This is a genomic window from Corynebacterium sp. Marseille-P8863 (assembly GCF_946902955.1).
Classification (GTDB): Bacteria; Actinomycetota; Actinomycetes; order Mycobacteriales; family Mycobacteriaceae; genus Corynebacterium; species Corynebacterium gottingense.
Window position 1 is genome coordinate 117,282 of record NZ_CAMPQC010000004.1, and the last position, 12,786, is coordinate 130,067.

Here is a 12,786-nt window from a genome sequence, read left to right on the forward strand (position 1 = left end):
CCGGAGCCGAGAAGTAATGCCAACCCAATGAATGAGGAAACTGTGACACAGTCGACGCTGCCCCCGGAACTTCAAGCCATGACCGTCCGGAACTACCCGGACGACTGGACGCAGACCGATACGCGCGCGGTGGACACCGCCAGAATCCTCGCTGCGGATGCTGTTGAGCGCTGCGGATCGGGCCACCCCGGCACCGCTATGTCGCTTGCTCCGTTGGCCTACACGCTCTTCCAGCGCGTCATGCGCCTGGATCCCACCGACCCGCACTGGGTCGGCCGCGACCGCTTTGTCCTGTCAAACGGCCACTCCTCGCTGACCCAGTACGTGCAGCTCTACCTCGGCGGCTTCGGCCTGGAGTTGGATGATCTGAAGCAGCTGCGCACCTGGGGCTCCAAGACTCCCGGCCACCCGGAGTACAACCACACCAAGCACGTCGAGATCACCACTGGCCCGCTGGGCCAGGGCCTCGCTTCCGCTGTGGGTATGGCGATGGCCGCGCGCCGCGAGCGCGGGCTGTTCGATCCCGAGGCCCCGGCCGGCCAGAGCCCGTTCGACCACTTCATCTACGTCGTGGCCGGCGACGGCTGCCTGCAGGAGGGCGTGACCTCCGAGGCGTCCTCGCTCGCGGGCACGCAGCAGCTGGGCAACCTCATCCTTTTCTGGGATGACAACCGCATCTCCATCGAGGACGACACCCAGATCGCGTTCACCGAGGATGTGCTCGCCCGCTACGAAGCCTACGGCTGGCAAACCATCACCGTTGAGTCCGGAGAGGACGTCGCAGCAATTGAGCGCGCCGTCGAAGAGGCTAAGGCGGAAACCGCGAAGCCGACCATCATCCGCCTCAAAACGGTGATCGGCTTCCCGGCCCCGAATCTGCAGAACACCGGTGCCGCTCACGGTGCCGCGCTCGGCTCCGAGGAGATCAAGCTGGTCAAGGAAGAGCTCGGCTTTGACACCGACGTCGACTTCCCCGAGGAAGAGGACGTGATCGCCCACACCCGCGCGCTCGCCGAGCGCTCCGCCGCAGTGCGCGAGGAGTGGCAGCAGGGCTTCGATGACTGGGCTGCTCGCAACCCGGAGCGCAAGGCACTGTTCGACCGTCTCTCCGCGCGCGAGCTGCCGGAGAACTGGAAGGCCGAGTTCCCCACCTGGGAGCCCGACGCCAAGGGCCTGGCTACCCGCAAGGCGTCCGAGGCGGCGATCCAAGCCGCTGCGGCCGCGCTCCCGGAGCTGTGGGGCGGCTCCGCTGACCTGGCCGGTTCCAACAACACGCTGATCAAGGGCGCGCCGTCCTTCGGCCCTGAGGCGATCACCACGAACAAGTTCACTGCCGAGCCGTACGGCCGCAACCTCCACTTTGGCATCCGCGAGCACGCGATGGGCGCCATCATGAACGGAATCGCCCTGCACGGCGGCACCCGTGTCTACGGCGGTACCTTCCTGATCTTCTCCGAGTACCTCTACCCCGCCATCCGCGTGGCCGCCCTGTCCGGCATCGACGGCTACTACGTGTTCACCCACGACTCCATCGGCCTCGGCGAGGACGGCCCGACCCACCAGCCGGTAGAGACGCTCACCGCACTGCGCGCTATCCCGGACCTCGCCGTCATCCGCCCGGCGGACGCCAACGAGACCTCGGCTGCGTGGATCGCCGCGCTGGAAGGCCGCGAGCAGCCGAAGGCACTCGCCTTGTCGCGCCAGAACCTCCCGGTGCTCGAGGGCACGAAGGAGAAGGCGTTCGAAGGCGTGGCCAAGGGCGGCTATGTGCTTGTCGACGCCACCGCGCCGACCCCCGACGTCATCCTCATCGCCTCCGGCTCGGAGGTGCAGTACGCCGTCGAGGCAGCCGCGCTGCTGGCCGAGGATGGCGTCGCCGCCCGCGTGGTGTCCATGCCGTCCATCGACTGGTTCCTCGAGCAGTCCGACGAGTACCAGCAGCAGGTCCTGCCCAAGGAGGTCAAGGCACGCGTGTCCGTCGAGGCAGGCACCGCGATGCCGTGGCACCGCTTCACGGGCGACCACGGCCGCAACGTCTCCCTCGAGCACTTCGGCGCCTCCGCACCGGGCGCGGAGCTCTTCGAGCGCTTCGGCTTCACCACCGAGCACGTGCTGCGCGCGGCCCGCGAGTCGATCGAGTCCGCGAAGTCTGCACAGTAGCTCTGTCTCTTTACCCACCCACATCGCACACATCAGCTACGCCAGGTCGCAGTCGTATCTGGCGACCTGGCGCCCTGGAGAAAGGACCGCATCGTGGCACACGACAACATGGTTGCAACCAACCGCATTTATGACATCGGCACTTCCGTCTGGCTGGACGATCTCTCCCGCGACTTGCTCAACGGTCAGGGGAACTTCGAGACGTTCCTCCTCGAGCGAAACATCCTCGGGATCACTACCAACCCGTCGATCTTCTCCGCGGCAATCTCCGCCGGCGGCGACTACGACCGCCAGCTCGAGGAGCTGCGAAAGGAGGGCGTCTCCGCCGAGGAGGCCGTGTACCGAATGAGCATCGCGGACGTCCAGCAGGCCTGTGACGTTATTGACCCCATCTACCAGGACACCAACGGCCGAGACGGTCGCGTGTCCATCGAGGTCGACCCTCGCTACGCCCACGACGAGGCGAAGACCATTGCGCAGGCGCGCGAGCTGTGGAAGCAGGTCGGCCGCCGCAACGCCATGATCAAGATCCCGGCCACCGACGAGTCGCTGCCGGCGATCACCACGGCCCTGTCCGAGGGCATCAGCGTCAACGTCACGCTGATCTTCTCGGTCGACCGCTACAAGCAGGTCATCGACGCCTACAAGGAGGGCATCAAGCTCGCCGCCAAGAACGGGCACGACGTGGAGCACATCCACTCCGTCGCCTCCTTCTTCGTCTCCCGCATGGACGTCGAGGTGGATAAGCGCCTGGAGACCATCGGTACCGACGAGGCCCTCACGCTGCGCGGTAAGTCGGGCATCGCCAACGCCCGCCTGGCCTACCGCCTCTTCCTCGATTCCTTCAACGACCTGGACGAGCTACCGCCGCGGGCCAACAAGCAGCGCCCGCTGTGGGCGTCGACCGGTGTGAAGAACCCCGAGTACCCCAAGAACATGTACGTTGTCGAGCTCGCCGGCCCGGACACGGTCAACACCATGCCAATGGGCACAATCGACGCCGTCAACGAGATGGACGAGCTCAAGGGCGACACCCTGACGCACGGCGACGAGGCGGCGAAGCAGGTCTTCGACGGTCTGGAGCAGGTCGGCATCGACATGGACGATGTCATCGCGGTGCTGGAGCGCGAGGGCGTGGAGAAGTTCGTCACCGCGTGGCAGGACCTGCTCGACTCCACTGAAACGAAGCTCAACAGCTAACCTCTAAGGGTTCATTGTTCCGGCAGCGGTACGCAAAAGGAGACGCGACAAAGGTGATCGAAAAGAGAGACGCGCAGGTACAGCGAGGTAATCCGCTGCGGTCGGCCGTCGATAAGCGGCTGCCCCGTATTGCCGGACCATCTGGCCTGGTGATCTTCGGGGTCACCGGTGACCTGGCCAGGAAGAAGCTCCTTCCCGCCGTCTACGATCTTGCAAGCCGCGGCCTCCTGCCGGCCGGATTCGCCCTCGTCGGGTTCGGTCGGCGCGACTGGAGCAAGCAGGACTTCGAGGACTATGTCCGCGAGGCGGTCGAGGCGCGCTCGCGAACCAAGTTCAACACCAACGTGTGGAACCGCCTGGCGGAAGGAATCCACTTCGTTTCCGGGGCATTTGACGACGACACCGCGTTCGATCGGCTCGCCACCGTCCTCGCGGAGATGGACCGGAGCCAGGGCACTGCCGGAAACTGGGCGTACTACCTCTCCGTGCCGCCGGAGTTCTTTGCCAACGTGATCCACCAGCTGGACCGCTGCGGCATGGCCCACCCCGGAGACGGGCAGTGGCGCCGCGTGATCATTGAGAAGCCGTTCGGACACGACCTCGCCTCGGCAAAGGAACTGAACAAGGTGGTCAACACCGTCTTCCCCGAGCACGCCGTGTTCCGCATCGACCACTACCTGGGCAAGGAAACGGTGCAGAACATCATGGCGCTGCGCTTTTCCAACCAGATGTTTGAGCCGATCTGGAACTCGCACTACATCGACCACGTCCAGATCACCATGGCCGAGGACATCGGGCTGGGCGGCCGCGCCGGGTACTACGACGGCATCGGCGCGGCGCGCGACGTGATCCAAAACCACCTCATCCAGCTCCTCGCGCTCGTGGCGATGGAGGAGCCGACGTCTTTCTCCCCGCACCAGCTGCGCTCGGAAAAGCTCAAGGTGCTGCGCGCGACCTCGCCCACCGGACCGTTCGAGGAGACGACCGCCCGCGGCCAGTACACCGCCGGGCTGCAGGGCTCCGTACCAGTCGTGGGCCTGCGCGACGAGGAGGGCTTCGACCCGGACTCCGAGACCGAGACCTTCGCGGCCTGCACCCTGGAGATCAATTCGCGCCGCTGGGCCGGCGTGCCGTTTTACCTGCGCACCGGCAAGCGTCTCGGCCGACGCGTGACCGAGATTGCGCTGGTGTTCAAGCGGCCGCCGTACCAGCCCTTCTACCCGGACCAGACGAACTTGCTCACCAACAACGCCGTGGTGATCCGCATCCAGCCGGACGAGGGCGTGCTCATGCGCTTTGGCTCGAAGGTGCCGGGCGTGGGCCTGGAAGTCCGCGACGTCAACATGGACTTCGCGTACTCAGAGGCGTTCACCGAGCAGTCGCCCGAAGCCTACGAGCGACTCATCCTGGACGCGCTGCTGGATGAATCGAGCCTCTTCCCCACCAACGCCGAGGTGGAACGCAGCTGGGAGATCCTCGACCCGATCCTCAACTTTTGGGCCCAGCAAGGCCGCCCCGACGAATACGAGGCCGGCACCTGGGGTCCGGCGTCGGCGAACCATATGTTGGAAAAAGACGGCCGCGTCTGGCGGCGCCCCTAAGAAAGGATTTGCGGCTGTGATCATCTCACTCCCGGACACCACCACCAGCCAGATCGCCAACGCGCTGATCCAAGCGCAAGAAAACTTCTCGCTGTCCTCGGGTCGCGTGCTCACCCTCCTTGTTGCCGCACGCGACACCGAGGACTCCGACACGATCCTTGAGACGGTGCGCGCCGCGACCCGCGAGCACCCCGCCCGCGTGCTCGTGCTTTTGCTTGGCGACGAAACCGCGCCCACCAGCATGAACGCCGACCTCATCGTGGCCGCGCATTCGGGCGCGTCCGAAATGGTCGTCATGCGCCTCTTCGGTGACCTCACGCACCACCTCGGCGCCGTGGTCACCCCGCTGCTGCTGCCGGACACGCCGATTGTGGCCTGGTGGCCAAACGAGGCACCGTCCCGCCCGAAGGAGGCGGAGCTGGGCAGCATCGCGCAGCGCCGCATCACCAACGCCCACTCCGATGCCTCCGGGGACCAACTCCGCGCCCGTACGGACGGCTACCAGCCTGGCGACTCCGACCTCGCGTGGTCCCGCATCACCCCGTGGCGCGGGGCCGTCGCCTCCGCGCTGGACCGCTACCACGACGACCCGGTGCAATCCGTCCACATTGACGGTGCTGCTGACGATCCTTCCGTGGACATCGCCGCCGGCTGGCTCGCCGCGTGCCTCAACGTCGACGTGACGCGCGGTACCGGCGACTCCACCAGCGTCTCCACGAACGACTCCGCAGCGCACGGCGCACCCATCACGCGGCTCGCGCTGCATTGTGGCGGGGGCGACGTGGCAATCGAGGTCGTCGACGACAACACGGCCCGCATCACCGTTCCGGGAAGCCCCGACTCCTACGTGGCACTGAGTGCGCGGACCGACGCGGAGTGCCTTGCCGAGGAGCTGCGCCACCTGGACAACGATGTCACCTACGCGCGCGCCCTCCGGGGGCTGTCCGGCGTGACTCGCGCAACAGAGCAGTAACCACATCAGAAGGAGGCCGATTGTGCCAGCACACGTGGCCGTTTCCCAGTTCACCGACCGTCGTGCCCTGGTTGCCGCGGCAGCGGAGCAGTTCGCCGACCTGCTGCGGGGTATTCAGGCTGACCCGGCCGGCGGGATCCACGGCGACGGTGTGGCGCGCGTCGTCCTGACCGGCGGTACCGCAGGCATCGAGCTGCTCAGCGCCATGGCAACGCTGAAGGACATCGACTTCAACCGCGTCGAGTTCTTCTTCGGCGACGAACGCAACGTCCCCGCCACTCACCCCGACTCCAACGAGGGACAGGCCCGCGCTGCGCTGCTGAGCAAGGTGAACGTCTCCGACGAGCGTATCCACGGCTGGGGCCTGGACGGCGGTGACATGTCGGACCAGGTGCGCGAGTACGCGTCAACGGTGGCCCAGCACGCCCCGCGAGGGTTCGATCTCCACCTCCTCGGCATGGGCGGCGAGGGTCACATCAATTCGCTCTTTCCCCACACCGACGCCGTGCGCGAGGACACGCGCACCACGCTCGCCGTCACCGATTCGCCCAAGCCACCGGCCGAGCGCGCGACACTGACATTGCCGGCAGTGCGCAGCGCCGAGCGAGTGTGGTTGCTCGTTGCTGGAGCGGAGAAGGCGGAGGCCGCGTCCCACGTCGCGCACGGTGCGCCGGCCGAGGAGTGGCCGGCCGCCGGCGCGCAGGGCCGCGCGGAGACGGTGCTCTTTGTCTCCGACGACGCCGCCTCGATGCTTTAAGCAAAGCGCTTACCGACGCCACGGGCCCCTCCCAGCATTGTTTGCTGGAAGGGGCCCGTGGTCTGTGCCGTATTGCTACGTGCTTGTGCGCGCTACGCCGAGTAGGTCTGGATCAGGTTGAGCGCGATGATGCACGCCACCCAGATCAGCGAGATGATGATGGTGTAGCGGTCCAGGTTCTTCTCCACGATGGTGGAACCGGACAGGTTGGACTGCACGCCACCACCGAAGAGGCTGGACAGGCCGCCGCCCTTGCCCTTGTGGAGCAGGACGAACACGGTCGCAAGCACCGACGCGATTACGAGCACGATCTCCAAAGCCAACGTCATGCGGGACGATCCTCCACTTTCAAATGGGATGTTGGTGAACTTGCTAAATCGTACACCATGGGGAACGCGCCCCGTGCAGCGACCATGCGGTCTGCTGCACGGCGCCTACTGGACCGAGTTTGCTGCCGCAGCGGCCAGCTTGGCAAAGTCCTCGCCGTTGAGCGAAGCACCGCCGACCAGACCGCCGTCGACGTCAGCCTGCCCGACGATCTCGGCGACGGTGTTGGCCTTAACGGAACCGCCGTAGAGGATGCGGATGCCGTCGGCGGTGGCATCGTCGGCAAGCTCGCGCACGAGCTCGCGGATGGCGTGGCACACTTCCTGCGCGTCCTCGGCGGACGCGACCTTGCCGGTGCCGATGGCCCACACGGGCTCGTAGGCGATGACGGTGCGCGATAGTTCCTCGGTGGTCAGGCCGGCCAGGGAGGCACGGGTCTGGTCCTCAACGAAGCTAACGTGCTTGCCTTCCTCACGGACCTCGAGGGGCTCGCCGACGCAGACGATCGGCGACATGCCGTGGTCGAGGGCCTTCTTCGCCTTCGCGGCAACGAGCTCGTCCGACTCGTTGTGGTACTGGCGGCGCTCGGAGTGTCCGACGACAACCCAGGTGCAGCCGAGCTTCTCCAGCATGGTGGCGGAGATCTCGCCGGTGTAGGCGCCGTTGTCGTTGGCGGAGACGTCCTGCGCACCGTAGGTGATCTGCAGCTTATCGCCCTCAACGAGGGTCTGGATGGAACGCAGGTCAGTAAACGGAACGGTCAGTGCGACGTCGACAAGCTCGTAGCCGTCCTTGGGGAACGCGAAGGCAAGCTTCTGAGCGCTGGAGATCGCCTCGAGGTGATCGAGGTTCATCTTCCAGTTGCCTGCGATGAGTGGTTTACGTGCCATGGATTTCTCCTATCGTTTCGGCTTGGTTACTTGGACAGGACTGCGACGCCCGGCAGTTCCTTACCCTCGATGAGTTCGAGGGAAGCGCCGCCGCCGGTGGAGATGTGGGAGAAGCCCGCCTCATCCAGGCCGAGGGTGCGCACGGACGCTGCGGAGTCGCCGCCGCCGACCACGGTGAAAGAGTCGTTGTTCTTGGTCGCAGCGATCATTGCCTCTGCGACAGCCTTGGTGCCGGCGGAGAACTTCGGGAACTCGAAGACGCCCATCGGGCCGTTCCAGAACACAGTCTTGGAGTCCTCAATAGCGGCGGCGTACTTCTTCGCGGTCTCCGGGCCGATGTCCAGGGACATCCAGCCCTCCGGGATGCCGTCCAGGTCCACGATCTTCGTCTCCGCGTCCTTGTCAAACTTCTCAGCGGCGGAGAGGTCGACCGGCAGGAGGAGCTTGTCGCCGTAGCGCTCGATGAGCTCCTTGCAGGTGTCGATCATGTCTTCCTGCAGCAGCGACTCCTGGACGTTGTGGCCCTGCGCTGCGAGGAAGGTGTAGCACATGCCGCCACCGATAACGACCTTGTCTGCCTTCGCTGCGAGCGCCTCGATGACGCCGAGCTTGTCGGAGACCTTGGAACCACCGAGGACAACCACGTACGGGTGGGCCGGGTCATCCTTGACGGAGGACAGCGTGGACACTTCCTTCTCCACCAGGTAGCCGGCGTATGCAGGGAGCTTCTGTGCGACGTCGTAGACCGACGCCTGGGCGCGGTGGACGACACCGAAGCCGTCGGACACGAAGGCGCCGTTGTCGGCGGCCAGCGCTGCGAGCTCGGCCGCGAACTCGCCGCGCTCGTTCTCGTCCTTGGAGGTTTCGCGCGGGTCGAAGCGTACGTTCTCCAGCAGGAGGATCTCGCCGTCGGTCAGGCCGTTGGCGCGCTCGTGCGCATCTTCGCCGGAGACGTCGCCGGCGAGAGCAACGAACTGACCGAGGCGTTCGGACAGCGCTTCAGCGACGGGCTTCAGCGAGAACTTCGGGTTGACCTCGCCCTTCGGGCGGCCGAGGTGGGCCATGGCGATCACCTTGGCGCCGCCGTCAAGCAGTGCCTTCAGGGTGGGAAGGGACGCGTCGATGCGGCCCGGGTCAGTAATGTTGCCGTCCTCGTCGAGCGGGACGTTGAAGTCGGAGCGGACCAGAACGTGGCGGCCTTCCACGCCTTCGTCGAGAAGCTGCTTGAGCGTCTGCGTTGCCATTGTTGTCTCCTTGAGTATGTCGTGTTTATTAAGGGGTCTCTCGGGTGCTGAAAAGCCCGGTGCATGCGCATGCGCACACACCGGGCTCATCCGCTGTACCTAGTTTTACAGGTTGTCAGCGACGTGCTTGGTCATGCGCACGAACTGAGAGGTGTAGGACCACTCGTTGTCGTACCAGGAGATGACCTTCACCAGGTTGCCGTCGATGACGCGGGTCATGCCAGCGTCGAAGATAGCGCCGTGGGTGTTGCCGATGATGTCGGAGGAAACCAGCGGCTCCTCGGAGTACTGCATTGCGGTGCCGAGAACCTCGTCCTCGGTAGCCTTCTTCACTGCAGCGTTGACCTCTTCAGCGGTGACGTCCTTGTTCAGCTGGACGGTCAGGTCGGTTGCGGAGCCGGTGATGGTGGGCACGCGCATTGCGAAGCCGTCGAGCTTGCCCTCGAGGTTCGGGAGCACCAGGGCGACTGCCTTTGCAGCGCCGGTGGTGGTCGGGACGATGTTCTGAGCTGCAGCGCGGGCGCGACGCAGGTCCTTGTGCGGTGCGTCCTGCAGGCGCTGATCACCGGTGTAGGAGTGAACGGTGGTCATCAGGCCAGACTTGATGCCGAACTCCTCGTCCAGCACCTTGGCCAGCGGAGCCAGGGAGTTGGTGGTGCAGGATGCGGCGGAGATGACAGTTTGATCGTTGGTGTAGGAGTCGCTGTTCACGCCCCACACGTAGGTGCCGTCAACGTTCTTGCCCGGAGCGGAGATGATGACCTTCTTCGCGCCAGCGTCGATGTGAGCCTTTGCGGTGTCGCCGGAGCGGAAGACGCCGGTGCACTCGAGCACGATGTCGACGCCAGCCTCGCCCCAAGCCAGGTCGGCCGGGTCCTTCTCAGCAGAGACCTCGATGCGACGACCGTCGACGGTGATGGAGTTCTCGTCGAACTCAACATCGTGGCCGAACTGGCCGTAAGCGGTGTCGTACTTCATCAGGTGAGCGAGGGTCTCGTTGTCAGTCAGGTCGTTGATCTTGACAACCTCGAGCTCGCCCTGGAACTTGTCCTGGATGATGCGGAATGCAGAGCGGCCGATGCGACCGAAGCCATTGATGCCAATACGAGTAGTCACTGTAAATTACTCCTCTTGTTGAGTCGTGTCGGTTGAGATGCAGCGCACCTCATACGGTCAGGTCTGAGAAGCGGAACCTCGTTCGGCGGGGCGCTTCACCTGCGCCGATGCCGTCCATTGGCTCACTTCCTGGCCTGTCGAACTCCAGTGTAGCGACGGACCAACAACCACGCATCGACCTTTCCGCTTCTCGTCAACCCCACAACAACCGGACACAATCGGACGAAGATCCGGGGGTAACTTCCCCAATACCGGTGTGGGTTTTGCGCCCGGTTGACATTCCGACCGCCCCCTCCTCCTCCCAGCTACACGCCTTCAGCACAGCAATCGCGACCGCTCCCCCTCCACCTCTCGAACTTCAGAAAGATGATGCTGAAACAACTTTCGGGTATGGCATATCTCACACCACCCGGAAATAGACGAGTGTGCGATTTGTGATGTCGTTTTACTTCGCGTTCGAAGCGTCGTCGTCCGGCTCGCCGCGCTCGGCCTGCTCAACCGCGGCCTGCGTGTTCGGGATCCCCAGTTCTTTCGCTTCCTTGTCAGCCAGGGAGAGCAGGCGGCGGATGCGACCTGCGACGGCGTCCTTGGTCATCTGCGGGTCCGCGAGCTTGCCCAGCTCCTCGAGCGAGGCGTGGCGGTGCTCCACACGCAGATACCCCGCCTCCGCGAGGTGCTCGGGCACGTTGTCGCCCAGGATCTCCATCGCGCGCTCCACGCGGCGCGCTGCCGCGGCTGCCGCCTGTGCGGACCTGCGCGTGTTCGCGTCGTCGAATGTTGCCAGCCGCTGCCCCGAACGCGCGCGCAGCTGCTTCCGCTTGCGCTTTTCGTCCCACTCCAGGCGAGCGAGCGGTGCGCCCATCCTGCTCAGCAGGATGGCGATCGTCTCCCCGTCGCGGACGAAGACTCGCTCGATGCCACGCGTTTCCTTCGTCCGCGTCGCCACGTCAAGCCGGTGCCCCAACCCGACGAGTGCCAAGGCGGCAGTTTCCTCAGGGCACGCCACCTCGAGCGCCGCGGTGCGCCCTGGCTCAGTGAGCGAGCCGCGGGCGAGGAACGCCCCGCGCCAAGCAGCCTCCACATCCGCGATCGGGCCGGAGATGATAGTGTGCGGCATCCCTTCCACGGGATGCCCGGAGGCCGTGACCAAGCGGAGCTTCCGCACAACCTCGCGCAACCCGTCAGAAACGGTCACCACGCACTTGCGTTCCTTGCTCGCGGAACCGGGGGCGATGACCTCGAGCGTGGTCGCGACACCGGTGGTCGCGTCAAGCAACTGCTGCAATCGCTCGGCGACGGGGTGCTCGACAAGTTCAACGCGCAGGACCGTACCGTGTGGCGTCTGCTCGTACGCTCCGGCGTACCGGATCATCGCCGTTGCTTCCGCAATCTGCGCGCTTGCCTGGGTGGCGCGTACGCTCAGCAGCTCATCTTTGACTTTCGCGGTCAGCGCCACCGTGGTCCTTTCCCTTCGCAGTTGATGTCTCGCAGGCCTCTCGCTTCGCACCGGGGCCAGGTGTACCGACGCCTGATTCTAGCGTGCCCGGTACAACTCCAAAATTGCCGTTGCCAACTTGTCCGGGTCGTGCTTCTCGGCCTGCTTGCCCTCCGGCACGGGCTGGTGGACGTCACGGAACGCGATTTTTGCGCCGAGCCGTTCCGCGGCGCGCTGGAGATGCGTGCGCTCCCCCTCGGATGGGCTGATGTGGTTGTCCGCGAGGAGGTAGTCGACCTGCAGCTCTGGCGCGTGTTGGCTAAGGACGTGGATGTGACGCTCCGTACTAAAGCCCGGGGTCTCCCCGGCCTGCGGCAGAAGGTTGAGCATTACCACGACCATGGCGTCCGTCTTGTTCAGCGCAGCGACGATCTCCGGAACCAGGAGGTGCGGGAGCACGGACGAAAACCAGGAGCCTGGCCCGATGGTGACGATGTCCGCATCCCGAATCGCCGCCACGGCTTCCGCGGAAGCTGCGGGCTGCTCGGGCAGCAAGCGAACCCGCCGGACAGCACCAGAGGTGGACGCCACCGCCGCCTGACCACGCACGGAACGGAGAACGCGGGGGTCATCATCAAGCCCGGAGACATCCGCCTCGATGTCCAACGGCTGTGAGCACATCGGGATCACTCGGCCCGCGGACCGCGTCCACTTCGCCACAATGTCCAGCGCGGTCTGCATGTCGCCGAAGCGCTCCACCAGGCTCACCAGCATGAGGTTTCCTAGCGGGTGTCCCGCCATCACACCGTTTCCCCCGAAGCGGTGCTGCAGCGCCTCGCGCCACAGCTCCCCGTCCTCGTCGTCCGCAGTAAGCGCGGCCGTGGCCATGCGCAGGTCCCCGGGCGGGATGATGGGGAATTCACGGCGCAAGCGGCCGGAGGAGCCACCGTCATCGGCGACGGTCACGACGGCGTTAATGTCCGTCGCTTGCGCACGCCGCGCAGCCAGCAGTGTTTGATACAGACCATGACCGCCACCCAGGCAGGTGAACGCAAGGCGTTCGCTCGAGCTCATCGCGGTCTC

11 protein-coding genes are annotated in these 12,786 nt (G+C 65.4%); 5 read left to right on the forward strand and 6 right to left on the reverse strand.

Annotated elements, in window-relative coordinates; translation table 11 throughout:
• Positions 1-78: 78 nt before the first annotated feature.
• The 5 genes from tkt to pgl all read left to right on the forward strand — a co-directional run bounded on the left by tkt (position 79) and on the right by pgl (position 6,691).
• Entirely contained in the window at positions 79-2,160 is a 2,082-nt protein-coding gene (gene tkt / locus OVO38_RS04500; protein ID WP_267207888.1) for a transketolase, read from the forward strand.
• Positions 2,161-2,268: 108 nt separating this feature from the next.
• The gene (gene tal / locus OVO38_RS04505) at positions 2,269-3,360 is read left to right on the forward strand and encodes a transaldolase (RefSeq protein ID WP_095276764.1); all 1,092 of its coding nucleotides are present in this window, start codon (positions 2,269-2,271) and stop codon (positions 3,358-3,360) included.
• Positions 3,361-3,413: 53 nt separating this feature from the next.
• On the forward strand, positions 3,414-4,961 hold the full coding sequence (gene zwf / locus OVO38_RS04510) for a glucose-6-phosphate dehydrogenase (RefSeq protein WP_267207845.1): 1,548 nt from the start codon (positions 3,414-3,416) through the stop codon (positions 4,959-4,961).
• Positions 4,962-4,977: 16 nt separating this feature from the next.
• Positions 4,978-5,934 carry a glucose-6-phosphate dehydrogenase assembly protein OpcA gene (locus OVO38_RS04515; RefSeq protein ID WP_267207846.1) on the forward strand — a complete coding sequence of 319 codons (957 nt, stop codon included), beginning with the start codon at positions 4,978-4,980 and terminating at the stop codon, positions 5,932-5,934.
• 22 nt (positions 5,935-5,956) lie between these two features.
• Positions 5,957-6,691, forward strand: coding sequence for a 6-phosphogluconolactonase (pgl, locus tag OVO38_RS04520; RefSeq protein ID WP_267207847.1), 735 nt, complete (start codon positions 5,957-5,959; stop codon positions 6,689-6,691).
• Positions 6,692-6,783: 92 nt separating this feature from the next.
• Here pgl and secG read toward each other — a convergent pair whose 3' ends face one another.
• From secG to OVO38_RS04550, 6 genes are all read right to left on the reverse strand, one after another.
• On the reverse strand, positions 6,784-7,020 hold the full coding sequence (secG, locus tag OVO38_RS04525; protein ID WP_095276455.1) for a preprotein translocase subunit SecG: 237 nt from the start codon (positions 7,018-7,020) through the stop codon (positions 6,784-6,786).
• A gap of 105 nt (positions 7,021-7,125) precedes the next feature.
• Positions 7,126-7,908 carry a triose-phosphate isomerase gene (tpiA, locus tag OVO38_RS04530; protein WP_095553725.1) on the reverse strand — a complete coding sequence of 261 codons (783 nt, stop codon included), beginning with the start codon at positions 7,906-7,908 and terminating at the stop codon, positions 7,126-7,128.
• Between the two features lie 26 nt (positions 7,909-7,934).
• Positions 7,935-9,152: a phosphoglycerate kinase gene (locus tag OVO38_RS04535; protein ID WP_095276449.1), complete on the reverse strand. Its 1,218-nt coding sequence runs from the start codon at positions 9,150-9,152 to the stop codon at positions 7,935-7,937.
• Between the two features lie 105 nt (positions 9,153-9,257).
• Entirely contained in the window at positions 9,258-10,268 is a 1,011-nt protein-coding gene (gene gap / locus OVO38_RS04540) for a type I glyceraldehyde-3-phosphate dehydrogenase (protein WP_267207848.1), read from the reverse strand.
• A 445-nt stretch (positions 10,269-10,713) separates the two neighbouring features.
• On the reverse strand, positions 10,714-11,724 hold the full coding sequence (gene whiA, locus OVO38_RS04545; RefSeq protein WP_144716951.1) for a DNA-binding protein WhiA: 1,011 nt from the start codon (positions 11,722-11,724) through the stop codon (positions 10,714-10,716).
• A 78-nt stretch (positions 11,725-11,802) separates the two neighbouring features.
• Positions 11,803-12,777, reverse strand: coding sequence for a gluconeogenesis factor YvcK family protein (locus OVO38_RS04550; RefSeq protein WP_267207849.1), 975 nt, complete (start codon positions 12,775-12,777; stop codon positions 11,803-11,805).
• Between the last annotated feature and the right edge of the window lie 9 nt (positions 12,778-12,786).

What these genes read in the sequence shown, in the direction of transcription:
- secG (WP_095276455.1), bottom strand. Translation starts at nt 7,020, where the DNA reads ATGACGTTGGCTTTGGAGATCGTGCTCGTAATCGCGTCGGTGCTTGCG.
- tpiA (WP_095553725.1), bottom strand. Translation starts at nt 7,908, where the DNA reads ATGGCACGTAAACCACTCATCGCAGGCAACTGGAAGATGAACCTCGAT.
- tal (WP_095276764.1), top strand. Translation starts at nt 2,269, where the DNA reads ATGGTTGCAACCAACCGCATTTATGACATCGGCACTTCCGTCTGGCTG.
- OVO38_RS04550 (WP_267207849.1), bottom strand. Translation starts at nt 12,777, where the DNA reads ATGAGCTCGAGCGAACGCCTTGCGTTCACCTGCCTGGGTGGCGGTCAT.
- tkt (WP_267207888.1), top strand. Translation starts at nt 79, where the DNA reads ATGACCGTCCGGAACTACCCGGACGACTGGACGCAGACCGATACGCGC.
- OVO38_RS04535 (WP_095276449.1), bottom strand. Translation starts at nt 9,152, where the DNA reads ATGGCAACGCAGACGCTCAAGCAGCTTCTCGACGAAGGCGTGGAAGGC.